Annotated in this window: 21 protein-coding genes; 10 read left to right on the top strand and 11 right to left on the bottom strand. The window is 67.4% G+C overall.

The window, feature by feature from the left end; genetic code table 11:
- The first annotated feature begins 25 nt into the window (after positions 1–25).
- A complete protein-coding gene (locus GH266_RS18575; RefSeq protein WP_199270371.1) occupies positions 26–877 on the top strand; it encodes a S49 family peptidase in 852 nt (283 codons plus the stop codon).
- A 16-nt stretch (positions 878–893) separates the two neighbouring features.
- Positions 894–1,079, top strand: a complete 186-nt coding sequence (locus GH266_RS18580; protein WP_158195151.1) for a hypothetical protein — start codon at positions 894–896, stop codon at positions 1,077–1,079.
- Between the two features lie 72 nt (positions 1,080–1,151).
- Here the strand turns inward: GH266_RS18580 and GH266_RS18585 are convergent, their stop codons facing one another.
- A complete protein-coding gene (locus GH266_RS18585; protein WP_158195152.1) occupies positions 1,152–1,550 on the bottom strand; it encodes a hypothetical protein in 399 nt (132 codons plus the stop codon).
- Positions 1,551–1,845: 295 nt separating this feature from the next.
- On the opposite strand from GH266_RS18585, the gene GH266_RS18590 reads away from it, so the two are divergent.
- The 5 genes from GH266_RS18590 to glyS all read left to right on the top strand — a co-directional run bounded on the left by GH266_RS18590 (position 1,846) and on the right by glyS (position 8,360).
- Positions 1,846–2,793, top strand: coding sequence for a glycine--tRNA ligase subunit alpha (locus tag GH266_RS18590; protein ID WP_199270633.1), 948 nt, complete (start codon positions 1,846–1,848; stop codon positions 2,791–2,793).
- 46 nt (positions 2,794–2,839) lie between these two features.
- On the top strand, positions 2,840–3,319 hold the full coding sequence (locus tag GH266_RS18595; protein WP_158195153.1) for a hypothetical protein: 480 nt from the start codon (positions 2,840–2,842) through the stop codon (positions 3,317–3,319).
- Between the two features lie 171 nt (positions 3,320–3,490).
- Entirely contained in the window at positions 3,491–4,048 is a 558-nt protein-coding gene (locus tag GH266_RS18600; RefSeq protein WP_158195154.1) for a LemA family protein, read from the top strand.
- Between the two features lie 17 nt (positions 4,049–4,065).
- Entirely contained in the window at positions 4,066–6,009 is a 1,944-nt protein-coding gene (locus GH266_RS18605; protein WP_158195155.1) for a DUF2207 domain-containing protein, read from the top strand.
- A 116-nt stretch (positions 6,010–6,125) separates the two neighbouring features.
- Positions 6,126–8,360, top strand: a complete 2,235-nt coding sequence (gene glyS, locus GH266_RS18610; RefSeq protein WP_209001488.1) for a glycine--tRNA ligase subunit beta — start codon at positions 6,126–6,128, stop codon at positions 8,358–8,360.
- 84 nt (positions 8,361–8,444) lie between these two features.
- Here the strand turns inward: glyS and GH266_RS18615 are convergent, their stop codons facing one another.
- The 4 genes from GH266_RS18615 to GH266_RS18630 form a co-directional block, all read right to left on the bottom strand.
- Complete coding sequence (locus GH266_RS18615) at positions 8,445–9,701, bottom strand: MFS transporter (protein ID WP_158195156.1); 1,257 nt, start codon at positions 9,699–9,701, stop codon at positions 8,445–8,447.
- Positions 9,702–9,947: 246 nt separating this feature from the next.
- Positions 9,948–10,670, bottom strand: coding sequence for an anti-sigma factor (locus GH266_RS18620; protein ID WP_158195157.1), 723 nt, complete (start codon positions 10,668–10,670; stop codon positions 9,948–9,950).
- Positions 10,667–11,200 carry a sigma-70 family RNA polymerase sigma factor gene (locus GH266_RS18625; protein ID WP_244953717.1) on the bottom strand — a complete coding sequence of 178 codons (534 nt, stop codon included), beginning with the start codon at positions 11,198–11,200 and terminating at the stop codon, positions 10,667–10,669. The genes GH266_RS18620 and GH266_RS18625 overlap by 4 nt, the downstream gene beginning before the upstream one ends.
- A gap of 259 nt (positions 11,201–11,459) precedes the next feature.
- Entirely contained in the window at positions 11,460–12,263 is an 804-nt protein-coding gene (locus GH266_RS18630) for a DUF4394 domain-containing protein (protein ID WP_244953718.1), read from the bottom strand.
- Positions 12,264–12,694: 431 nt separating this feature from the next.
- Here GH266_RS18630 and nadA point away from each other — a divergent pair, with 431 nt between their 5' ends.
- From nadA to nadC, 3 genes are all read left to right on the top strand, one after another.
- Positions 12,695–13,780 (top strand): quinolinate synthase NadA, encoded by a 1,086-nt coding sequence (nadA, locus tag GH266_RS18635; RefSeq protein ID WP_158195159.1) that lies wholly within the window; start codon positions 12,695–12,697, stop codon positions 13,778–13,780.
- Between the two features lie 126 nt (positions 13,781–13,906).
- Positions 13,907–15,535, top strand: a complete 1,629-nt coding sequence (locus GH266_RS18640; protein WP_158195160.1) for an L-aspartate oxidase — start codon at positions 13,907–13,909, stop codon at positions 15,533–15,535.
- A complete protein-coding gene (gene nadC, locus GH266_RS18645; protein WP_158195161.1) occupies positions 15,535–16,404 on the top strand; it encodes a carboxylating nicotinate-nucleotide diphosphorylase in 870 nt (289 codons plus the stop codon). The genes GH266_RS18640 and nadC overlap by 1 nt, the downstream gene beginning before the upstream one ends.
- 15 nt (positions 16,405–16,419) lie before the next feature.
- Here nadC and GH266_RS18650 read toward each other — a convergent pair whose 3' ends face one another.
- The 6 genes from GH266_RS18650 to GH266_RS18675 form a co-directional block, all read right to left on the bottom strand.
- Positions 16,420–18,285, bottom strand: coding sequence for a bifunctional diguanylate cyclase/phosphodiesterase (locus GH266_RS18650; RefSeq protein WP_158195162.1), 1,866 nt, complete (start codon positions 18,283–18,285; stop codon positions 16,420–16,422).
- 403 nt (positions 18,286–18,688) lie between these two features.
- Positions 18,689–19,972: a cell wall hydrolase gene (locus GH266_RS18655; protein WP_158195163.1), complete on the bottom strand. Its 1,284-nt coding sequence runs from the start codon at positions 19,970–19,972 to the stop codon at positions 18,689–18,691.
- A 221-nt stretch (positions 19,973–20,193) separates the two neighbouring features.
- Positions 20,194–20,883: an RluA family pseudouridine synthase gene (locus GH266_RS18660; RefSeq protein ID WP_158195164.1), complete on the bottom strand. Its 690-nt coding sequence runs from the start codon at positions 20,881–20,883 to the stop codon at positions 20,194–20,196.
- 46 nt (positions 20,884–20,929) lie between these two features.
- Positions 20,930–21,421, bottom strand: coding sequence for a PaaI family thioesterase (locus tag GH266_RS18665; RefSeq protein ID WP_158195165.1), 492 nt, complete (start codon positions 21,419–21,421; stop codon positions 20,930–20,932).
- A 59-nt stretch (positions 21,422–21,480) separates the two neighbouring features.
- Positions 21,481–22,446, bottom strand: a complete 966-nt coding sequence (locus tag GH266_RS18670; protein WP_158195166.1) for an NUDIX hydrolase — start codon at positions 22,444–22,446, stop codon at positions 21,481–21,483.
- On the bottom strand, positions 22,443–22,982 hold the full coding sequence (locus GH266_RS18675; protein WP_158195167.1) for a tyrosine phosphatase family protein: 540 nt from the start codon (positions 22,980–22,982) through the stop codon (positions 22,443–22,445). The genes GH266_RS18670 and GH266_RS18675 overlap by 4 nt, the downstream gene beginning before the upstream one ends.
- Positions 22,983–23,049 lie beyond the last annotated feature (67 nt).

The following is a 23,049-nucleotide window of genomic DNA, read 5'->3' on the forward strand; positions in this document are numbered from 1 at the left end:
ACCACTTCGAGCCCGAGGACAACCCTTGTTCGACAGCCTTCGCAAGCGCCTTCCCGGAAAATGGGGCGATGTCCCGACCACCGTCCCGGTGGTGCGCCTTCAAGGCGCAATCGGGATGGCCTCGCCCCTGCGGCCCGGCCTGTCGCTGGCGAGCGTCGCGCCGCTGCTCGACAAGGCCTTCTCCTTCGACGGGCCGGCGGTGGCGCTGATCGTCAACTCGCCCGGCGGCTCGCCGGTCCAGTCGCGGCTGATCCACGACCGCATCCGCCAGCTCGCGGGCGAGAAGAAGAAGGACGTGCTCGTGTTCGTGGAGGATGTGGCGGCCTCGGGCGGCTACATGCTGGCGATTGCCGGCGACGAGATCGTCGCCGACGAGAACTCCATCGTCGGCTCCATCGGCGTGGTGTCGTCCGGCTTCGGCTTTTCCGAAGCGATCTCGAAGCTCGGCATCGAGCGCCGGGTGTATACGGCCGGCGAGAACAAGGCGATCCTCGATCCGTTCCGTCCGGAGCGCGAGGAGGACATCGTCCATCTCAAGGCGTTGCAGCAGGAAGTGCACGAGAGCTTCATCGCCCTGGTGCGCCGTCGTCGCGGCGATGTGCTCACCGATGCGCCGGACCTCTTCTCGGGCCTGTTCTGGACCGGGACCACGTCGCGCGATCTTGGCCTGATCGACCGGATCGGCGATATTCGCTCGACCTTGCGCGAGCGCTTCGGCGACAAGGTGAGAATGCGCCTGGTCGGCGGACAGCGTTCGCTTTTCGCCAGACGGCAGGGCGTGGGGGTGGAGATCGGTGCCGGCCTGACGCGAGGTTGGGCGGACGAGGCGATCGGAGCGCTGGAGCAGCGTGCGCTCTGGGCCCGCTACGGACTGTGAGGATCGGGAGGACGGCATGGTCAACGTGATCGCGGCGGCAGGTCTCGCCATTGGCGGCTATCTGCTGATACGGGCAGTGCGGCGGGAGATGTCGCGCGTCGAGCGGCGGGTGTCCGAGGCGGCACGGCGGGCGACCGGCGAACTGCCGGTGAAGAAGCTGGAGCAGGACCCGGAGACGGGCCGCTACCGCCCCAAGGACTGACTTTCAGATCTTGCCGATAGGCAGAGCCGCCGGGCGCCGCGAATGGCTCGCGGCGCCGAGGCGGTGTTCTGCTTAACGGTGGGTCGAGATCGTGCCCATCACAGCGCGCGGGCAGTTCGACTGCACGACGACCGTGCCGTTCGGATAGACGTAGCGCACCGTGTCGCAGGTCTCGCTCTTCGCCGGGCGATGCCGGCGCGGACGCCCGTTCGGGTTGTTCGGCACATGCGTCAGGGTTGCGGCCGAGCGGGAGTTCATGCACTCGCGGGTGGCGCAAAGGATGACGCCTTCGGCGGGCCCCTTGTGGCTCCAGACCCGACCGGACGACGAGCCGCCCTGCGACTGTCCGGCAGTTGTCCCGCCAGTGTTGTTGCTGCCGTTGTTGTTGGCGAGAGCCGTTCCGGTGGCGCCGGCCATCGTCAGGGCCAGGACGGTTGCGGTCGCAAGCGTGATGTTTCGGAACATGGTCATGTCACTTCCTCCGAGCATCGGACGGGGAACCATTCCCGGTCCGTGTCTCGATGGCGCGGGATTTGTCTCGCTCCTCTTTTCGTCATCGCAGTCTCACAATGACGTAAGGTGAGTTTCGCTGCTGTGACCCTCGGCACAGTTTTCCGCGATCCGGCGACGGGCGGATCGGGCCTTGCGAAGCCGCCACGCCTTGACGTCACCGGGTGTTGATGGCACCTCTCGCCCGGGCCCGACGGGCCACCCATTCTTGCATTCAAGGACGACGCAGATGACGAGCGAGACGGTGCCTGCGCACATGCGGCCCGAAAACTCCTTCCAGGGGTTGATCCTGACGCTTCAGAGGTTCTGGGCCGATCAGGGTTGCGTTGTCCTGCAGCCCTACGACATGGAAGTTGGCGCCGGCACGTTCCATCCGGCGACGACCCTGCGCTCGCTCGGCCCGCGCCCCTGGAAGGCGGCCTATGTGCAGCCCTCGCGCCGGCCGACCGATGGGCGCTACGGCGAGAACCCGAACCGGCTGCAGCACTACTACCAGTTCCAGGTGATCATGAAGCCGTCGCCGGAGAACCTGCAGGACCTTTACCTGCGCTCTCTCTATGCCATCGGCCTCGATCCCGCCCTGCACGACGTGCGCTTCGTCGAGGACGACTGGGAAAGCCCGACCTTGGGCGCCTGGGGCCTCGGCTGGGAGTGCTGGTGCGACGGCATGGAAGTGTCGCAGTTCACTTACTTTCAGCAGGTCGCGGGCTTCGAATGCGCGCCGGTCTCGGGCGAGCTGACCTACGGCCTGGAGCGCCTGGCCATGTACATCCAGGGCGTCGATAACGTCTACGACCTCAACTATAACGGCCGCGAGGGCGCCGAGAAGGTGACCTATGGCGACGTGTTCCTGCAGGCCGAGCAGGAATATTCCCGCCACAACTTCGAGCACGCCGATACCGAGATGCTGTTCCGCCACTTCCGCGATGCGGAGGAGGAATGCCGCCGCCTGCTCGACGCCGGCGCCAAGGCGCGCGAGGCATCGGGCGCGGCCGTGCACCAGGTGGTGCTGCCGGCCTACGACCAGTGCATCAAGGCGAGCCACGCGTTCAACCTGCTGGACGCGCGCGGCGTCATCTCGGTGACCGAGCGGCAGAGCTACATCCTGCGCGTGCGCGAGCTGGCCAAGGCCTGCGGCGCCGCATTCCTGGAGACGGAAGCCGGCGGGGTAGGGTATCAGGGCGGGATTTCGCTCGCAGGTTGAAGGCGGGTGTGCTAGCTGCTGTGATGTTTCCGTCAGGAGTCATTGCATGCACCGTCCGGCCTTTTTCGCCCTTTCGGCCCTTCTTGCCGTTCTCGTTGCCGCCTCGCCCGCCCTGGCAAAGACCAAGGCGGGGATCACGCCTCTGTCCGTCTGCTCCAGCAAGGGCGAGTGGGACAAGCTCAACAGGACGCTCCAGACCCGCGCCCAAGCCTACAATTTCGAGTTCGTGGGGCGCGTCGACAAGAACAACCCGAACCGGCAGGACAAGCGCGCGGCCGCCCGCAGCGCTCTTGCCAGCTCGAAGAAGGGCCAGCCGGTCGACGTGGATTGCCGTCCGCTGCCGGGCGGCACGGTTCTTGTCGACGATACCGGCGGCTTCTCCGGTTACATGTGCGTGCGGGCACCGAAGTGGAGTTCCTGCGGCTGGATCCACAAGCGCTATTTCACCGACCATTTCGGGGCGACCTCCGACCCCAAGGTCTGGCGCCGCAGCCCGCGGCAGGAATTCCTGTTTCTCTATCGCTGAGAGACGGCCGGCCACGCCGGGTGTTCCACCGGATGAGGCGGGCGAGACCGCTCCAGCCCGAATTCGCCGGCCCGGTGACCTGCATCACATCTCCCTGCCCCGTCACGGTTTCCACTGCAGCCCGCTTGCAGTAGCGTAAGCGCTCACAGTGACTGGAAAGGGTTTCGCCTGATGGCCACCTGGATCGTGCTCGGACTGATCGTCCTGATCGGCCTCTACCTCGTCTACATCTACAATGATCTGGTGCGGAAGCGGCAGATGGTGCGGGAAGGCTGGAGCGGCATCGATGTCCAGCTCAAGCGCCGGTCGGACCTCATTCCGAACCTCGTCGAGGCGGTGAAGGGCTACGCCACGCACGAGCGCGCGGCGCTGGAAGCCGTTACCGAGATGCGGGCGCGGGCGGCGGGTCTCGATCCGGCGGACGTTGCCGGCCGGGCACAGGCGGAAGGCATGCTGTCCCAGGCTCTCGGCAAGCTCTTTGCGGTCGCCGAGGCCTATCCGGACCTCAAGGCCAGCGCCAACTTCCGGGAGCTTCAGTCGTCGCTGGAAGGCGTCGAGGACGCGCTGCAACTGGCGCGGCGCTACTACAACGGCGCGGTGCGCGCGCTCAACGTGGTGGTCGAGAGCTTCCCCTCCAACCTGGTGGCCGGCCGCTTCGGCTTCACCCAGGAGGAGTATTTCGAGATCGAGGACCCGGCCGAGCGGGCGGTGCCCAAGGTCAGCTTCTGAAGAGGGGCAGTCCTGCCATGCGCGCCCCTGCCTTCCTGATCGCCCTTGCCGCGCTTGTCGTCGCAGGCCTGCTGGTCCTCGCTCCGGCGGCGGCACGCGCCGACGAGCGCATCCTCGCCTTCAACTCGACCATCGAGGTGGCGAGCGACGGCGAGCTGACCGTCACCGAGACGATTCGCGTGCGCGCCGAGGGCAACCAGATCCGCCGCGGCATCTTTCGCGACATCCCGCTGGTCTTCGAGACGGCAGGCGGCCGCAAGGCGCGCGCCGGTTTCGATCTCGTCTCGGTGGAGAGGGACGGCGAGGAAGACGGCTATACGGTCAATCGCGGCGGCAGCGGCGTGCGCATTTATATCGGCCGCGAGGACACGTTCCTGCAGCCGGGCACTTACACCTACACCATCACCTACCGGACCGACCGGCAGGTGCGGTTCTTCGAGACCCATGACGAGGTCTACTGGAACGCCACCGGCAACGAGTGGGCCTTTCCGATAGACCGCGCGGTGGCGCGCATCGTGCTGCCTGAAGGGACAAGCGTTGCCGCCCACACCGCCTATACCGGCCCCTATGGCGCGTCCGGCCAGGACTACACGTCGAGGCTCGAGGACGGCGGGCGCAGCGTCCTGTTCGCCACGACCCGGCCGCTGGGGCCGCGCGAGGGGCTGACCGTCGTTGCCGAAATGCCGAAGGGCGTCGTCGCCGAGCCGACGGCCGACCAGGAGCTCGGTTATTTCCTGCAGGACCATCTGGGCGAGATCCTCGGCGGCATCGGCCTTGCGCTCGTCCTCGCCTACTATCTGTGGGCCTGGTGGTCGGTCGGGCGCGACCCGCCCAAGGGCGTGGTCTTTCCGCGCTTCGAGGGGCCGGACGGCATCTCGCCGGCGCTCTCCAACTATGTGGCGCGCAAGGGCTTCGGCGACGGCGGCTGGCGCGCGCTTTCCGCCGCCTGCCTCAGCCTTGCGGTCAAGGGCAAGCTGGTGCTGGACGACCTGGCCGGCGACCTGACGATGATCCGCCCGGAAGGGACGCGCGGCGACTATGCCGGGCTGCCCAAGGGCGAGAAGGCGATCGCCAGCTGGCTCGACAATCGCGACGGCAGCTTCACGGTGTCCAAGGCCAACGGCACCTCGGTCCAGAAGCTCGGCAACAATTTTCGCGGCGCCATCGAAGGCGAGAACCGCAACCGCTACTTCAAGACCAACCGGCTCTATCTGCTGCCCGGTATCGCGCTGTCCATCCTGACGATCTTCGCGCTGCTCGCCTTCGGCAATCTCAGCGAGGAGCAGATCGCGATCATGATCCCGATCTTCATGGTGACCTTCGTCGTCGTGATGTTCGCGGTGCAGATCGGCAAGGCGATCCGCCGCCCCGGCGGGATGGCGCTGCGCATCGTATTCGTCCTCGTCGTCTTCTCGTTCGTCACGCTCGGACACGTCACGGCGTCGGCGGTGCTGCTGCAGCTGCAGGGAGAGATCCCGCCGCTCGCGCTCATCGCCATCGGGCTGCTGGCGGTGAATTTCCTGTTCTACTTCCTGATCAGTGCCCCGACCTCGCTCGGCCGCAGCGCGATGGACGAGATCGAGGGCCTGAAGATGTATCTTCAGGTCGCCGAGAAGGACCGGATGAACATGCAGGGCGCCCCGCAGATGAGCCCCTCGCATTTCGAGACCCTGCTGCCCTACGCGGTCGCGCTCGATGTGGAAAAGCCCTGGTCGAAGGCCTTCGAGGCCTGGTTGCTGACGGCAGCCGGTGCTGCGGTGGCCGCCTCCTACGCGCCGGGCTGGTATTCGGGGCGCAGCTTCGACGCGCACAACATCTCCGGCACGCTCGGCAAGAGCGTCGAGGCCATGTCCGGCACCTTCTCCTCCTCATTGCCTGCGCCCAAGTCGTCGAGCTCCGGCGGGGGCGGGGGCGGCTTTTCCGGCGGTGGCGGCGGTGGCGGCGGCGGCGGCGGCTGGTAGGCCGACACAGCCCCGACAGCACGCGCGGGGGTGACTTTTTCCCCCGCTCTTGCTAACGGACGCGCAACAGTCACGGTCGCCGGCTGCCCGGCTGCCCAACCATTCGAGACCTCCCGATGCCCGATCTTCTCCTGGAGCTTTTCAGCGAGGAAATTCCCGCCCGCATGCAGCGCCGTGCTGCAGAGGACCTGAAGTCGCTGGTGACCAACGCGCTGGTCGAGGCGGGCGTCACCTATGAGGGCGCGAAGGCGTTTTCCACCCCGCGGCGGCTGGCGCTGCATATCGCCGGGCTGACGGCCGGTTCGAAGCCGACCCGCGAGGAGCGCAAGGGCCCGCGCGTTGGGTCGCCGGAAAAGGCGCTGGAAGGCTTCCTGCGCGGTGCGGGGCTTGCCTCCATCGACGAGGCGCAGGTCGTCTCCGACCCGAAGAAGGGCGACTTCTACGTCGCGGTGATCGAGAAGCCCGGCCGCTCGACGCCGGACATCGTCGCCGAGGTGATGCCGGGCATCATCCGCGGCTTCCCCTGGCCGAAGTCGATGCGCTGGGGCGGCGGACAGCTGCGCTGGGTGCGCCCGCTCCACTCCATCGTCGCGACCTTCGGGCCCGAGACCGAGGAGCCGGAGGTGGTGCCGTTCGAGATCGACGGCATCGTCTCGTCCAACACGACGCGCGGACATCGCTTCCTGGCGCCGGATGCCTTCGAGGTGCGGCGGCTGGAGGACTATGCCGACAAGCTGGAGAAGGCGAAGGTCGTGCTCGACGCCGACCGGCGCAAGGACATCATCGTCAACGATGCGCGCAACCGCGCCATGGCGCTGGGCCTGGAGCTGGTGGAGGACGAGGGCCTTCTGGAGGAAGTGGCCGGCCTGGTGGAATGGCCGGTCGTGCTGGTCGGCAGCTTCGACGAGGCGTTCCTGGAACTGCCCGACGAGGTCATCCGCCTGACCATCCGCGCCAACCAGAAATGCTTCGTGATGCGCGATCCGGCAACGGGCCGCCTGTCCAACCGCTTCGTCGCCGTGTCCAACATCGTTGCCTCCGACGGGGGCGCGACGATCATCGCCGGCAACGAGAAGGTGATCCGCGCCCGCCTGTCGGATGCCCGCTTCTTCTGGGAAACCGACCTCAAGGCGCCGCTGGAAAGCCGGTTGCCGAAGCTCGACAGTGTCGTCTTCCATGAGAAGCTCGGCACGCAGGGTGCGCGGGTGAACCGGCTCGAGGCGCTGGCGCGCGAGATCGCCCCGCTGGTCGGGGCCGATGTGGAAAAGGCCGCGCGGGCCGCGCGCCTTGCCAAGGCCGACCTGCCGACGCAGATGGTCTACGAGTTCCCGGAGTTGCAGGGCCAGATGGGCCGCACCTATGCGGACCTACAGGGCGAGGACGCCTCCGTCGCCCGCGCCATCGAGGAGCATTACAAGCCGCAGGGCCCCTCCGACGCAGTCCCGGCCGATCCGGTCGCCGTCGCCGTGGCGCTCGCCGACAAGCTCGACCTCTTGACCGGCTTCTGGGCCATCGACGAGAAGCCGACCGGCTCCAAGGATCCCTTCGCGCTGCGCCGCGCCGCGCTCGGCGTGATCCGCATCGTGCTGGAAAACGGGCTGCGGCTGCGGTTACAGGACCTGCTCACTATCCTCGAATCAACACACCAGCAGTTTGTTGAGCCTCACCAGTCAGACTATGATCGTAGTGTCCAATGGACTGAAGAGGATTTTAGGCGCAATTTTCCAAACTATGCGTTCAAGGTCGAGCGACAGGGTGGGCGCCTCGTTGAATATATTCGAGCACATCAAAACAACGCAAAGTATTTTGGATATTGGCGACTTACCGAGGATCTCCTCTCCTTCTTCGCCGACCGTCTGAAAGTGCATCTGCGCGAGCAGGGCGCCCGTCACGACCTCATCGATGCGGTCTTCGCGCTGGAGGGGCAGGACGACCTGTTGATGGTGGTGCGCCGGGTCGAGGCGCTGGGCGCGTTCCTCGCCACCGAGGACGGGGCTAACCTCCTGGCCGGCACCAAGCGCGGGGCGAACATCTTGCGCGCCGAGGAGAAGAAGGACGGCGTAGCGATTTCCGGTGCGCCGCATGCCGATCACCTGGCCGAGCCGGCGGAAATCGCCCTGGCGGCGGCCATCGATACGGCGCGCTCGCAGATCCGCGATGCGCTGTCGCGCGAGGATTTCGCCGGGGCGATGACGGCGCTGGCCGGCCTGCGCGCGCCGGTCGACCGGTTCTTCGACGACATCCTGGTCAATGCGGAAGATGCGGACCTTCGCCTCAACCGGTTGCGGCTGCTCGCCGAGATCCGCGAGGCGACCCGCGAGGTGGCCGACTTCTCGAAAATCGCCGGCTAGGACGCCGGCTGCAGGACAAAGAAAAAGGGCGCGGAACCGGCAGGTCCCGCGCCCTTTTCGTATGTCGTGGCGGTCCCGCCTGGCTTACTGCGCCGGTGCGCCGGCCAGCCTTGCGACCGGCTCTTCCTTGATCGGCCAGTGCACGACCGCGGCGAAGAGGCCGAGCGCGATGCCGATATACCAGATCACGTCGTAGGAGCCGGTCTGGTCGTAGAGCCGGCCGCCGAGCCAGACGCCGAGGAACGAGCCGATCTGGTGCGAGAAGAACACGAAGCCGAACAGCGTCGCCATGTAGCGCGGGCCGAACATCACCGCGACGAGGCCCGAGGTCGGCGGCACGGTGGAGAGCCACAGGAAGCCCATCGTGCCGGCGAAGATCAGCACGGTCAGCGGCGTTGCCGGCGCCATCAGGAAGAGGGTGATGGCAATCGCCCGGCCGAGATAGATCAGCGACAGGAAATAGGGCTTCGACCAGCGTCCGCCGATATAGCCCGAGGCCAGCGCCCCGAACACGTTGCACAGGCCGATCAGCGCGATGGCGATGGCGCCCCATTTCGGGTCGAGGCCAAGGTCGGCGATATAGGGCGGCAGGTGGACGGTGATGAAGGCGACGTGGAAGCCGCAGACGAAGAAGCCGAAGGTCAGCAGGATGAAGCCGCGGGTGCGGAAGGCCTCGGAAATCGCCTCGGTGAGCTTCTGGTCGGCAATGCCCGAGCCCGGCACGTAGGCGGCAGGCTTGCCCTTCAGCGCCACCGCCAGGAACGGGATCAGCAGCATCAGCCCGGCCAGCACATAGAGGCTGTCGTGCCAGCCGAGACCGTCGATGAGGCCCTGGGAGAGCGGGGCGAACAGGAACTGGCCGAAGGAGCCGGCCGCCGTGCCGATGCCGAAGGCGAGCGAGCGGCGCTCCGGCGTGACGGCGCGCCCGAAGGCGGCGAGCACCAGCGAGAAGGACGAGAAGGCGACGCCGAGGCCGATCATCACGCCGCCGGCGACATGCAGCAGCAAGGGGCTTTCCGCCTGGGCCATCAGCAGGAGGCCGATCGTGTAGACGATGCCGCCGAAGGCGAGCGTGCGCGCCGTGCCGAAACGGTCGGAGACCATGCCGGCGACCGGCTGCGCCGCGCCCCAAACGAGGTTCTGGATGGCCAGCGCAAGGGCGAAGATCTCGCGCGACCAGTCGCGCGCCTCGGTCATCGGGGCGAGGAACAGGCCGAGCGCGGAACGCGGGCCGAAGCTGAGCAGGGCGATCAGGCAGCCGCAGACGATGATCAGCGGCAGGTTGGGGGAGGCCTTGGGAAGGGGCGAGCCGGAAGGCGCGCGGGTCGCGGAAGTGGTCACGTCGTAGGGTCCTGTCACTGCGGCAGGTCAGGGGAAAGGCGCCGCTCGGCGAAAGAGCGTTGCTGCCGCCTGCCGGCATGCTGAGGAGGTCTGCCTGACTCGCGCCCTGGCGGGCGGCACGAAACTGGCGAGGCCGGTTGGCCCGAGTATGCGCGATCGCGCATCGGTGAAAAAGCGAAACAATTTCATGTTTCGCTATTCACATCCCTGATGAATGTGCGGACGGTTCCTGTGCGGTCCCCGCACTCAGATCGGCTGCTGGGCGAGGCCCTTGCCGTGGATCGGGCCGGTCGGCAGGTTGGTCGGCGAGCCGCCCTCCGGCTCGAACGTGATCTCGTAGAGCTGGTCGCGGCGCGGCGGCGGCAGCCCCTCGACGGTGAGGCGTGTGCCCGTTCCGCTGGGCAGCAGGCCGAGCGAGACCGGCGGACCTTCCTCGGTCGGCTTGGTCCAGACCTGCATGACCTGGCCTTGCGGCACGGCGGCGCCGTCCAGCAGGGTGATCCAGGTGGTGTTGTCGGCCGCGCCCTCCACGAGGGCGACGGGCTTGCCGCCGGCATCCAGCAGCACGGCGACCACCGTCGGCTGCGGCATGGTCAGCAGCGACCAGCCGAGTGCGACGGCCAGAACCAGCGAGGCGGCAAGACTTGCCAGCGCGGCAAGGCGCCAGCGGGTATCGGTGTCTGTCCGGCCGCCTGCTTTTGTCGTCAGGGGCACGACGTTGCCGTCCGCGGCAGGAGGCTCGGCCGGCGCCTCGTCGAGGCGGGCGGCGACACGGGTCCACAGCCCCTCCGGCAGGGGAACCTCGTCGGCGGTGGCATCCAGCTCGCCGAAGCGGGCGCGGGCGCGCTCCAGCCTTGCGGCGACAAGAGGATCGGCAGCGGCAAGCGCCTCGATCTCGGCCTGTTCCGCGTCGCCGGCAAGGCCGAGCACGACCTCGTCGATGCGTTCGTCGAGCGGGCGCTGCGTCATGACAGGCACTCCCGCAACTGTGTCAGGCCGCGGCGGAGCCAGGCCTTGACCGAGCCGAGCGGCGCCTTCATGCGCCCGGAAATCTCGCCATGACTGTAGCCGAGCACGTAGGAGGCAAGGATCGCCATGCGCTTGCTCGGCTCCAGGGCGGAGAGGCAGCGCCGCAGGTCGCTGTTGGCGTCCAGCCGGTGATAGGCGCTCTCCAGCACGCTTTCGTCCGCCGCCTCGTCGAAGGCTTCCATGTCGCCATGCGGCGTGTCGCGCTCGCCCTGGCGCAGCAGGGTAAGACAGCGGTTGCGCAGGATCGTGTAGATCCAGCCCGTGGCGCTGCCGCGTGCGGGGTCGAACTGGCCGGCGTTGCGCCAGAGCGCGACGAAGCTTTCCTGCACCGCGTCCTCGGCAAGGTCGCGGCGGCGCAGCATGCGCAGCGCGACGCCGAGCATCCTCTTGCCTTCGTGGTCCATCAGGGTCTTCAATGCGGCACGGTCGCCGGCGGCGCAGGCTGCGACAAGGGCACTGTGGTCGATCAAGGTCCCGCTCTTCTTCCGCCGGTCAGTATGGGCCGGCCCGGAAGGAGGGGCCTTGGCCTGCCATGCGATCGGTGCCGATGGTGGAGGTTTCGCGGCGGATTGGCAAAGGAAATCGGGCGCGTGGTGCTGGCTTCCGGTGCCGGCGGTCGTGTGCGGCGAGAGGTGTGTTGCCATGGCGGGACACCGGCAATGCGAGGTGATCCGGTGGGCCGGGCAGGGTCGGCACCTGGTGGCGCCGACCCTGCAAAACCCTGGCGGCTTACTTCGCCGTCATGAACGTGATGTCGCGGACAGTGACGCCCTCCGCGCCCTTCAGCGGCCAGCTCTGGGTGACCTTGCCGTCCTCGAGCGAGACGGTGTGCAGTCCGCCGCCGGACACGAGCCAGGCGGTGTTGGTGCCGGCCTCGTCGGTGGCGATGTCGAAGGCATAGGTGTCCGAGCCCTCGATGCCGAGCTTGCCGACGGCGGCCAGCGTGCCGTCATTCGGCGAGGTCTGGCGAATCAGCGCGACGATGGTGCTGTCGATGTCGTACATCGCCGTCTTCTCGGGCTTGCCGAAGGAGTTGGAATAGGCCGCCGCCACGATGGCCGGCGCCTCGCCGGCATGCATGTCGCCCTTGTCGAAGGCGAGGCTGCCGTCGACGGTGACGGCGCCGCTCTCGATGTCGACGCGGTGGTTGGTCGTGCCCGACATGAAGCGGAGCTTGTTGGCCGCCGGATTGAAGTCGACGATCACGGCGCCGCCGTCAGCCACCGGCAGCTCCTTGTCCATGGTGGAGATCACCGTGGTTGCGCCGGTCTGCGGGTCGATCTCGACGATCTGGAACGTCTCGGTCACGCCGATCAGCTGGCCGTTGGCCGGTCGCAGGTCGATGCCGAGCAGACGGTCGACGCCCTGGGCATCCATCGTTGCAGTGACGGTGGCGGTGGAGGCGTCGATCTTGTGAAGGGTCTTGTCGCCCGACAGGGCGATGGCGGTGAGGCCGTCGTTGTCCGCAGCATGAGCTGCCGTGGCGAGGGCGATGAGAGCGGTGGTCGCGAGAGCGAAAGTCGTCCTGGTCACTGGAACTGTCCTCGTATCCATGGGCTGCGGCCGATCCGCAGCACCTGCACACCCGTGACTCTCCCAAGGGGCCGTTTGGATGCAGGGGACGCGAAAAAAAATGCGGTCGGCAGGGAAGCCGCGCCGGAAACGAGGCGGATTGACGCAGGATCGAGAGGGTAGTGTTTTGATTTGAAATAAGATTTTCTATTTGTCCTACGAAAAGCCGGGTCAGGACCAACAAACGCATTGGCAAGGCAAGCGCAGGTGCCTATATATGCCCCATAGGAGCATAAGCGTCGGCTAGGGCCGCGTTTTTTAAACGGCAGTTTATGCTCAAAGTGAGCAAAATGACCGGATCGGCCGAAAGGCCTCGCAAACACGGTCGTCTTGTTCGGTAGAGGTCGGGTCCTGCGCAAGCTTGAGGCCCGGATGCAGTCAGGGAGGTCGTCATGGCCACCATCGCACTCGATATCGGCAGCAATGCCGGATGCTCGACCGCCGCACCCGCACGGGCCAGCGGCTATTCGATGCTGCCGCGTCCTCATCTTGCCTATACGCCTGAAGTCGCCGAGGCGACCGCGCCGATCTACGAGAAGGTCCGCCACCTGATCCCGGAGATCGAGTGGCCCGTTCTGGCGCCCGTGATCCACGAGATCAACCGCCTCAAGAAGGAGCGGAACGCCGTCATCCTCGCCCACAACTACATGACGCCGGAGATCTTCCACGGTGTTTCCGACATCGTCGGCGACAGCCTGGCGCTGGCGAAGGAGGCGGCGAAGACCGACGCTGACGTGATCGTCCAGTGCGGCGTCCATTTCATGGCCGAAACGGCGAAGATCCTCAATCCGGACAAGACGGTCCTGATCCCCGACATGAAGGCCGGCTGCTCGCTGGCCGAGTCGATCACCGCGGCCGATGTGCGTGCCCTGCGCGAGAAGCATCCGGGCGTGCCGATCGTCACCTATGTGAACACCTCGGCCGACGTGAAGGCCGAGTGCGACATCTGCTGCACCTCGGCCAATGCCGTGCAGGTGGTGGAGAGCCTCGGCGCACCGCGCGTGCTGCTGATCCCCGACCAGTATCTGGCGGCCAATGTCGCGCGGCAGACGGATGTCGAGATCCTGACCTGGGCCGGCGCCTGCGAGGTGCACGAGCGCTTCACCGCGGCGGAGCTGCGCGAATATCGCGAGATCGAGCCGAGCGTGAAGATCATCGCTCATCCGGAGTGCCCGCCTGAGGTGGTCGACGAGGCCGACTTCACCGGCTCCACCGCCGGCATGATCGACTGGGTCAAGACCAATCGGCCGGAGAAGGTGATGCTGGTCACCGAGTGCTCGATGGCCGACAACATTGCCTCGGAGACGCCGGGTGTGGACTATGTCCGTCCGTGCAACCTGTGCCCGCACATGAAGCGCATCACGCTGTCCAAGATCCTGGACTGCCTGCTGGAAATGCGGGATGAGGTGACGGTCGATCCGCATGTCGCCGCCCGGGCGCGCACTGCGGTCGAGCGGATGATCAACCTCAAGATGTGATCGTCCTTCCAACGGCAACAAAGCCAATGCCGGGCGCGCCTTGCGTCCGGCATCGCCGCGTGGCGGCCCGCCCCGACCGTCGTTCCTCCGGCTGCCGCCCGGCCGCCGGCCTTCCGGACGAAATCCATGACGTCGCCACGTCCCGTGACTTCCCATATCGATGATGTCGTCATTCTTGGCGGCGGCCTGACCGGCCTGTTCTGCGCGCTGAAACTGGCGCCGCGGCCGGTCACGATTCTCTCCGCCTCCCCCATTGGCGAGGGCGCATCCTCCGCCTGGGCGCAAGGCGGCATTGCCGCAGCCGTGTCCGACGAGGACAGCGCGGCCGCCCATGCCGCCGACACGATCGCCGTCGGCGGCGGGCTGTGCGAGGAGAAGATCGTCCGCCTGATGACCGAGGAGGCGGGCGAGCGCGTCCGCGACCTGCTCGGCTACGGCGTTCCCTTCGACATGGACCTGGAAGGGCGGCTGCAGCTGTCGCGCGAGGCGGCGCATTCGATGAACCGCATCGTGCGCGTGCGCGGCGACATGGCCGGCCGTGCGATCATGGATGCGCTGGTCGCGGCGGTGCGCAACACGCCGTCGATCCGGGTGGTCGAGGGGTATCTGGGCGAGGAACTGCTGCATGAGGGGCGGATCGTCACCGGCGTGCTCGCCCGTCGGCGCGGCGACCGCGAGCGCCTGGCCTTCCCGGCTCATGCGGTGGTGCTGGCCTCCGGCGGCATCGGCCATCTCTATGCGGTGACGACGAACCCGCCGGAAGCCAACGGCCAGGGCCTTGCCATGGCGCTCACTGCCGGCGCCGTGGTCGCCGATACCGAATTCGTCCAGTTTCACCCGACCGCCCTCAATGTCGGACGCGATCCGGCTCCGCTTGCCTCCGAGGCGCTGCGCGGTGAGGGCGCGACGCTGATCAATGCCGACGGTCGCCGCTTCATGGAGGCGATCGATCCGCTGAAGGAGCTGGCGCCGCGCGATGTGGTGGCGAGAGCGGTCTTTGCGGAGAACCTTGCCGGACGCGGGGCGTTTCTCGATTGCCGCGAAGCGCTGGGCGAGAGCTTTCCCGAACGGTTCCCGACCGTTTACGCCGGCTGCATGGAGGCCGGCATCGACCCGGTGCGCCAGCCGATCCCGGTGGCGCCGGCCGAGCACTACCACATGGGCGGCGTGCTGACCGACGCCAACGGCCGCACCTCTCTCGACAATCTGTGGGCGGCCGGCGAGGTCGCCTCGACGGGCGCCCATGGCGCCAACCGCCTGGCGTCCAACTCCCTGCTGGAGACGGTGGTCTTTGCCGCGCGCGTCGCCGAGGACATCCAGAACCAGATGCCCAATCCGCGCACGGCGCACTGGCCGGGCATGGATGATCGCATCCAGGAGCCGAGCCGGCGCAACGAGGTCGAGCGCGAGGCGATCAGCCTGCTGCGGCGGACCATGGCGGACGGCGTCGGCGTGGTCCGCACCGCCGAGGGTCTGACGGCGGCGCTCGCCGTGATCGATGCGCTGGAGGCACGCTGCAAGCGTCGCTCGATCCGCAACATGATGACGGCCGGCAAGGCGGTCGCGGCCGCCGCGCTGCTGCGCCGCGAAAGCCGGGGCGGCCATTCCCGCGCCGACTATCCGAAGGAAGATCCTGCCTTTGCGCAGCGCACTTATCTCACGGCGAAGGACATTGCCGCGGTGGTGCGCGAGGCGGCGGACAGCGACATCGGCCGCCGGGCTATCGAAGCCCTGCCGGCCGTCGGAGACGCATGATGACGAGCGCTGGAACCAATCTGCCGGTGCTCCCGGCGCTGATGGTCGAGGACGCGGTCCGTGCCGCGCTGCTGGAAGACTGGGGCCGGGCGGGCGACATCACCGCCCAGGCGACGCTGTCAGCGGAGATCGGCGCGCGCGCCGTGATCGCAGCCCGCCGCCCTGGACGCCTGTCGGGGCTCGACCTGGCGGCGACCGCATTCCGTCTGAGCGACCCGGCCATCGGTATCGAGACCCTGGCGCGCGACGGCGACCGGCTGGAGCCGGGTGATGTGGTGATGCGGGTATCGGGACCGGCCCGCGGCATGCTGTCGGCCGAGCGGGTGGCGCTGAACTATCTCGGCCACCTGTCGGGCATCGCCACGGCGACGGCCGCCTTCGCCGACCGTATCGCCCACACGAAGGCGCGCATCGTCTGCACCCGCAAGACGACGCCGGGCCTCAGGGCCTTCGAGAAATACGCCGTGCGCTGCGGCGGCGGCGCCAACCACCGCTTCGGCCTGGATGATGCGATCCTGATCAAGGACAATCACATCGCGGTCGCCGGCGGCGTGCGGCAGGCCATCGAGGCCTCGCGGCGTTTTGCCGGCCATCTCGTGCGCATCGAGGTGGAGGTCGACACGCTCGACCAGCTGCGCGAGGCGCTGGAGGCGCGGCCGGACGTGATCATGCTCGACAACATGCAGCCGGACCGCCTGCGCGAGGCGGTCGCTATCGCCGGCGGCCGGGTGGTGCTGGAGGCGTCCGGCGGCGTCAGCCTGGAGACCGTGGCCGCCATTGCGGAAACCGGCGTCGACCTGATTTCCGTCGGTTGGATCACCCACTCCGCGCCGGTGCTGGACCTCGGCCTCGACATCGAGATCGGCTGAAGCAGCGCTCCGGGATTATAGCGCTTCCCGGAGCCGCTCGGCGGTCTTGTGCAACTCGTCGACCGCGCTGCGGTCCTCGCCGTCGGCCCCGAATGTCGCGACCGCCACGCCGCCCGACTCCGCCTTGGCGCGCTGCTTGAGGCGGGCGATGTGGTTGCTCAGAAGGTCCAGGTTCTCGATCGACAGCCCGGTCGGGATATGCAGGATCGCGATGGAGCAGGACAGCAGCGGATAGGTCTGCGTCCGTCCCTTGCGATCCTCGGCCAGGATATAGCCCTGGCGCCGGTGCTCGGGGCTGTAGAGGCTCTCGACATTGCGGGCGAACTCATCGCGCAGTTCGGCCATCAGCCGGCCGGCCCGGTCCGGCGTCCATTCTTCCAGTCCGACGAAATAGTCGTCGCCGCCGATATGGCCGACAAAAGCGCGCAGCGTGTCGAGCCGGCGCTTCATCAGCTCCGCGAAGAGGATCAGCGCCCGGTCGCCGATGCGGAAGCCGTAGGCGTCGTTGAACGGCTTGAAGTTGTCGAAGTCGATATAGCAGAAGGCCCGGTCGCGGGAGGGTTCGGCGCAGGCCCGTGTCACGTGGTCGGCGATGGCCGAATTGCCCGGCAGCTTGGTCAGCGGGTTCTGGTCCTGGGCGATCTGCAGGCGGACCTCGTTGGAGATCTTGAGCAGCGATCCGGCCAGAAGGCATCCGGCATAGCGGCCGTCACGCGTCACCAGTAAACCGTCGGCGAAATCCTCCGTGCCGAGCTCGACGAGCCGATCGAGCGGCGCATTGATGTCGGCCACCACGCAAGGGCGCACGAAGCGCTGCAGGTGATTGTCGAGCGTCGGGTTGAGCAGCAGATCCCGCCCGAAGGAGAGATAGAGGAAGCTCTTCAGGTCCGCCTCGCGGATCAGGCCGCGCGGCTCGCCGGCCGCGTTGAGGACGGGCAGGATGGACTGGTGCGGATTGGCCTGGAAGATCTCGAGCGCGTGGGCAACGCTCCTCGTCTCGCTGATGGCGGCGAGCTTGACCATCTCCCGCTCCAGGAAATCCCGCTCGGCGACCTTGCGCATGTCCGAGCGCAGCGGGCGGTCGGTCGGCACCGGGTAGCTCGGCCGCGCTTCGCCAAGGTCGGTGAAGGGACGCGCGACCACGTAGCCCTGGACGAGATCGCAGCCGACGTCCCGGCAGGCGCGCAGCTCGGACGGAGTCTCCACGCCTTCTGCGACCACCCGGATGCCGAGCACATGCGCCAGTTCGACGACGCTCGACACGAAGAGGCGCTTGCGTGCGTCGTTCTGCAGGGCGGTGATGAAGAAGCGGTCGATCTTCAGGATGCCGGGCTCGTACTGGTAGAGCACGCGAAGCTGCGAATAGCCCTGCCCGAAGTCGTCGAGCGCGATGCCGAAGCCGCGGTCGCGTGCCCGGCCGACCAGGTTGCGCAGGTCGTCCTGGGCAAGGCGTTCGTGAATCTCCGGAATTTCGAGGCAGATGTTCCAGGGCGACAGCCCGTGCGCCGTCACTGCCGCGACCGTCGTGTCCAGCATGTCGTCGGTAGCTGCCAGGTTCCTGGCATCGATGTTGAGAAAGAGCTTGGTCTTCTCGGCGGCCTTCATGCGCGAGAACTTGGCGATGGCCTTTCGCCGCAGCAGGGTCTCAAGTTCTGCGAGGCAGCCGATGCCGTGTGCGTGGTCGAAGACATCGCGCGGTGCGCGGAAGCCGAGCTTCTCCACCTCCCTGAGCAGCGCCTCGTAGCCGTAGACCTCGCCGGAATGGATGTCGACGATCGGCTGGAACGCATAGTCGAGCGCAGCTTCCGCCTGCGTCATGAACAGCGGCAGGCTCTGTGCGCTCCGCCAGGCGGCGGCGATCCGATCGGAAGTCTCGCTCATTCCCGATGCCTCTGCTCGCTCTTCCGGATGAGATTCGGCTGCACCGTCCTCGATCGCGTCGACCGGCGGGGAGGGGAACGCACATGCAAGCAGACGTCCCCTGGGCGCGGCCGGCGCCGGAGGGTGTGCCGATTCGGCCAGATATTTGCGCAGCTTGCCCGAAAAGGATGACGGTATGACTGCAGCCAGTCGCGGAGCCAGCCGCGCAGGTGCATGCACGAGAAACATGAAGTCGTCTTCTCCCGGAAATGCAGCAGTTGAAACGAATTGTCGTCAATCGGCCGCAACTGGCCTCGCGGGAGGGCTTAAGGGACAAATGTTAAAGGCAAGGCCGCCAGCGGAACCCGTGGCGGCCTTGCGGATATGGATATCGGGGAAAACGATAGGCGGCGGGTGGCTCGCCTCAGCTCCAGCCGCCGCCCTTGGTGCGGTAGAAGATGTGCTGGCCGATCCGGTCCAGCCGCTTCATGTAGCGCGCCCAGCGCGGGCTCACATAGGTCGCGTGGTAGTGGGTGGAGGCGCCGACCTTGTCCAGGTAGCGCTCGCCCGAAACGGTCTCGCGCGCCACCTTCTGCGCCAGCTCCCATTGCGGCTTTTCGCCGATATTGTCGCGGATGCCGTCGCAGGCAAAGGAGAACTGGCAGCGGTTGCGCAGGTGCCGGTTCTGGTAGACGACCTTGCAGATCGTCTCCGGATAGGCGGGGTTCCGCACCCGGTTCAGCACCACCTGGGCGACGGCGACCTGGCCCTCGAGCGGCTCGCCGCGCGCCTCGAAATAGACGGCCTCGGCCAGGCAGCGCTGCTCCTTGGAGGTGATGACGCTGGCCGGCAGGGCACGGTTCGCCCACCAGAACGGATCGCTCTTGGCATTGGTCTCGAGCGAGGCCTCGTCCTCGGCCACCTGCGGCAGGCCGGAGCCGCCGAGCAGCGCCTCGAACGGCGCCCGGACATTGTCCATGCCCTGGGGCGCATAGGCGCTGGCATAGGAAACGCTGGTGGCGGCAACGTTGCGGGCCATCGCGAGCCGGACGAGATCGAGTGCCTCGCCCTTGGTCCCGGTCTTCCCGCCGGCATCCGCCAGTGCGGTGCCGGACAGGCCGACCGGGTGGTTGGGACGCACGAAGGCGACGCGCGGCATGTCCGAAGGGGTCTTGCTGCCGAGCATACTGCTCATGGTGTAGACCGTGCCGGAGGCCACGCCGGTCATCAGGCGGTCCGGCGCGAGCGACACGTAGCGGTCGCCCTTGGCCGCGCGATTGACAGGCGTCTGCGCCGGCGGGGTCTTGGGCGCGCTTTCCTTGGCGAAGTTCTCCAGGCCGCGAATGACGGCGGCATCGGTTCCCGGAGCGGCATTGGTGATCGCGTAGTCAGGCGCATCCTGCTGACGCCCCTGCGAGGCATCGGCGAGGACGAGGCTCGGGGTGATGCTGCTCGAATGCGGCGCGGCTTCGATGGCCGACATCCAGCGCGGCGCGCTGCCGCGGCTCGCCTCGATGAGGGCCGTGATGTCCTGCTGTCCGATGCCGCCCGACCAGGCGAGATAGATCGCCGGGGCCAGGGCCGCGAGCCGCCACTTCGTGCGCTTTGCAGCCGGCTTGCGCCGATATCGGCCGGGCGTGCCGGTGCTGCGTGTACGAAGCCACCGCGGGGCTTGGCGGGGGTCGAAGGTCTGCACCGTGCCAGTCATACGCGGCAACTCCGGTCCATGCGGCTAGCGTGTCTGGGGCGCCGGGCCATACGGGCTTGCGGCGAGATCGATTGAATTGATCGTCGCTGTTTAACCTTGAGAGAGAGTTAATGCGGTCGAAACGCCGCGGAAATCTTCCGAAAGGCGAGGGGGAGAGGCACTGTTCTTGGTTAACGACAGTGTAGCCGGGCCGGCGGAAATTGTTCGCCGGACAGGACTTTCTAGAACGGGCAGGGAGCCGAGAAGGTCATTCGTTCGCCGCCGCAAGGATGGTGCAGCGTCAGGCTCTGCGCATGCAGTTGCAGCCGGGATGCCGCCTGCTGCGACTCAGGGGTGCCGTAGAGCGGATCGCCGAGGATCGGATGGCCGATGGCGCACATGTGCACGCGCAACTGGTGGGAGCGCCCGGTGACCGGCTCCAGCTGCACCCGTGTCGCGTGCCGCTCGCGCGCAAGGACGCGCCAGTGGGTACGAGCGCTCCGTCCCTCTTCGTGATCGACCATCTGCCGGGGGCGGTTCGGCCAGTCGCAGCGCAGCGGCAGATCCACCGTGCCGCCGTCCAGGACCGGTTGTCCGGCAACACGGGCCAGATAGGTCTTGGCGACGTGGCGCCGCTCGAATTGCAGGCCGAGGTGGCGATGCGCCGCCGGGTTCATCGCAAGGACGAGGACGCCGGACGTGTCCATGTCGAGGCGATGGACGATGCGCGATTGCGGGTACAGCGAAAGCGCCCGCGCCGCCACGCAATCCGCAAGCGCCGGATCCTTGCCCGGAACGGTGAGGAGCCCGCTCGGCTTGTCGACGACGAGAAGGTCGTCGTCGCAATGCAGCACCACGAGGAACGGCTCGCGCTCGGGGGCGTAGACGCGCTCGGGCAGGGGCCGGATCTGGTGCTGGTGCTGGTTCGACATCAGCGGATCAATAGCGCCGCGTGCCGACAGTGCAAGCCGCTTGCCGTCAGCGGGCCTCGCCGGCGGGGAAGATCATGCAGGTCTCGACGCCGTGGGCGATCAGCTTGCCTGCCTTGTCGAGGAGCCGGGCTTCGGAGGTCGCCATGCGTCGGCCCCGATGCAGGACGCGCCCCTCGCAGGTGAGCACGCCGCTGGTGTCGAAGGCCGGCCGCACGTTGTTCACCTTGAACTCGACGGTCGTATAGCCTTCGCCGATACCGAGGGTCGCGTGAACCGCGCAGCCGAGAGCCGAGTCGAGGATGGCCGCGATCCAGCCGCCATGGACGGTGCCGAGCGGATTGTAGTGATCGAAGGAGGGCTCGCCCTCGAAACGCGCAAACCCGTCGACCTTGGCTTCGGTGAGGATGAAATTCAACGTCCGGCAGATCGGCGGGGCGGGAAAGCGGCCGGCGATCATCGCTTCCAACTGGCCGATGCCCGCCAGCCTTGCGGCTTCCGCGGGATCGGCGAGACCGAAAGTTCGCGTTTCGATGTTCATCTGTCTGGTTCCGCTTCCTCGAATGGGCGCATGCCGATTGCGATGCAAGTGTCCACAGCCTACCGCCCGCCGACCCGCAGCCCGAGGGCCGGGCGCTCCTTGAGCACCTCGTGACGGAACCGGAAGAGCGCCGCCGGACGACCGCCGGTCTGGGTCGAGGTTTCGCCGGTCGGCTCGACAAGGTCGCCCTTTTCCACCAGGCGGCGGAAGTTCTGCTTGTGGATGTGCCGGCCGGAGATCGCCTCGACGCAGCGTTGCAGGTCCGTCAGCGTGAAGGCATGCGGCATCAGCTCGAAGATCAGCGGCCGGTATTTCAGCTTTGTGCGAAGTCTCGAGATGGCGGTCGCCAGGATCCTGCGGTGGTCGTGCAGCATCGGCTGGCCGAGCATCGGCAGGCCGTCGCGCTCCTGGGCCGCCGGCCGCCCGTCGCGCTGGGCCTCCTCCAGCAGTCCTGCCTCGTACAGCATCTCGTAGCGGTCGAGAACGCGCTCCTCGTTCCACATCCCGTCGGTGATGGCGAAGGCCTGGTGGACACGGTCTTCGCGTGTATTGCCGCGCGGCGGGCTGTGTTTCGGTACGGGGGCGTCGGTCCAGCGTTTCAGCGCGGGAAGGACCTCGCGTTCCACCATCGGCGGCATGCCGTCGCGCCAGTCTTCCCAGGGAAAGAACGAGTACCAGGAGCGCCACTGCGCATTCTGCTGGGTCAGCGTCTCGTCCGACTTCGGCGTCTGGCGGGCAAGCGCAAGATACCCGACCGACACGACATGCGGTCCGGCATCGGAATGGATGTGATGGCGCCCGCGGTCGCCGAACGTATAGAGCTGCTCGACATAGCCGAGCTTCAGCGCGGTCTGTTCTTCCACCCATTCGCGCAGGCCGATCTCGAACGTTCGGTGGCGGGTCGGATCGAACGGGCCGAAGGGCAGCGAGGGGACGCTGGTGTCGGGAGGGGCCGCGATGGTGAGAACCTGCGGCTGCGGTGCGGCGACGGAGACGATGACGGCGTTGAGACCGATCTCGATCATGCGCGCTCCGGGCCCGTTCGCTGGTCGCGCGGTGCGACCGGCAGGGTGAAGGGCGTTCCCTCGAAGGCATCCGCGCCGCGGCCGATGGAGCGGACCGCATCGACCATCCGCCCGTCGCGCTCCAGCAGCGTATCGGCAAGCGCCACCAGCCGGGCGTTGGGCGTTGCTGACGGCGACGCCCGGCGCAACGCGCCGGCGAGGGTCATCTCGTTCGCCCTGGGAGCCAGCGCACAGGTCGCGATGAAGGCCGCGGCGGTGGAGCGGCTGATCCCGGCGAAGCAGTGAATCACCAGCGGCGTTGCGCGGTCCCAGTCGCCGACGAAGGCGAGCAGCTCGCGCACATGCGCTTCGGCGGGAGGCGTCAGCCCTTCGGCCGGCGCGGTGATGTCGTTGAAGGCGAGGAAAAGGTGGTCGCCGGCAGCGATGCTCATCGGTCGGTCGACCCGCGTGCCGGCGTTGATCAAGGTGATCATCCTGCGCGCGCCGGTCCGCTCCACGGTTTCGTGCAAACGGGCGAGCGAACAGACGGTGATCATGGCATCCCCTGTATTGTCGTGACGTGCGGCCGACGCCGCATCAGGTGCCACGGCGTCCGCCTGAATT

This window comes from Stappia indica (genome assembly GCF_009789575.1).
In the GTDB taxonomy this organism is placed as follows: Bacteria; Pseudomonadota; Alphaproteobacteria; order Rhizobiales; family Stappiaceae; genus Stappia; species Stappia indica_A.

Coding starts and splice junctions, on each gene's coding strand:
- glyS (WP_209001488.1), top strand. CDS start 6,126: ATGCCCGATCTTCTCCTGGAGCTTTTCAGCGAGGAAATTCCCGCCCGC.
- GH266_RS18605 (WP_158195155.1), top strand. CDS start 4,066: ATGCGCGCCCCTGCCTTCCTGATCGCCCTTGCCGCGCTTGTCGTCGCA.
- GH266_RS18595 (WP_158195153.1), top strand. CDS start 2,840: ATGCACCGTCCGGCCTTTTTCGCCCTTTCGGCCCTTCTTGCCGTTCTC.
- GH266_RS18590 (WP_199270633.1), top strand. CDS start 1,846: ATGCGGCCCGAAAACTCCTTCCAGGGGTTGATCCTGACGCTTCAGAGG.
- GH266_RS18675 (WP_158195167.1), bottom strand. CDS start 22,982: ATGATCACCGTCTGTTCGCTCGCCCGTTTGCACGAAACCGTGGAGCGG.
- GH266_RS18600 (WP_158195154.1), top strand. CDS start 3,491: ATGGCCACCTGGATCGTGCTCGGACTGATCGTCCTGATCGGCCTCTAC.
- nadA (WP_158195159.1), top strand. CDS start 12,695: ATGGCCACCATCGCACTCGATATCGGCAGCAATGCCGGATGCTCGACC.
- GH266_RS18585 (WP_158195152.1), bottom strand. CDS start 1,550: ATGACCATGTTCCGAAACATCACGCTTGCGACCGCAACCGTCCTGGCC.
- GH266_RS18670 (WP_158195166.1), bottom strand. CDS start 22,446: ATGATCGAGATCGGTCTCAACGCCGTCATCGTCTCCGTCGCCGCACCG.
- GH266_RS18660 (WP_158195164.1), bottom strand. CDS start 20,883: ATGTCGAACCAGCACCAGCACCAGATCCGGCCCCTGCCCGAGCGCGTC.
- nadC (WP_158195161.1), top strand. CDS start 15,535: ATGACGAGCGCTGGAACCAATCTGCCGGTGCTCCCGGCGCTGATGGTC.
- GH266_RS18665 (WP_158195165.1), bottom strand. CDS start 21,421: ATGAACATCGAAACGCGAACTTTCGGTCTCGCCGATCCCGCGGAAGCC.
- GH266_RS18650 (WP_158195162.1), bottom strand. CDS start 18,285: ATGAGCGAGACTTCCGATCGGATCGCCGCCGCCTGGCGGAGCGCACAG.
- GH266_RS18620 (WP_158195157.1), bottom strand. CDS start 10,670: ATGACGCAGCGCCCGCTCGACGAACGCATCGACGAGGTCGTGCTCGGC.
- GH266_RS18655 (WP_158195163.1), bottom strand. CDS start 19,972: ATGACTGGCACGGTGCAGACCTTCGACCCCCGCCAAGCCCCGCGGTGG.
- GH266_RS18640 (WP_158195160.1), top strand. CDS start 13,907: ATGACGTCGCCACGTCCCGTGACTTCCCATATCGATGATGTCGTCATT.
- GH266_RS18580 (WP_158195151.1), top strand. CDS start 894: ATGGTCAACGTGATCGCGGCGGCAGGTCTCGCCATTGGCGGCTATCTG.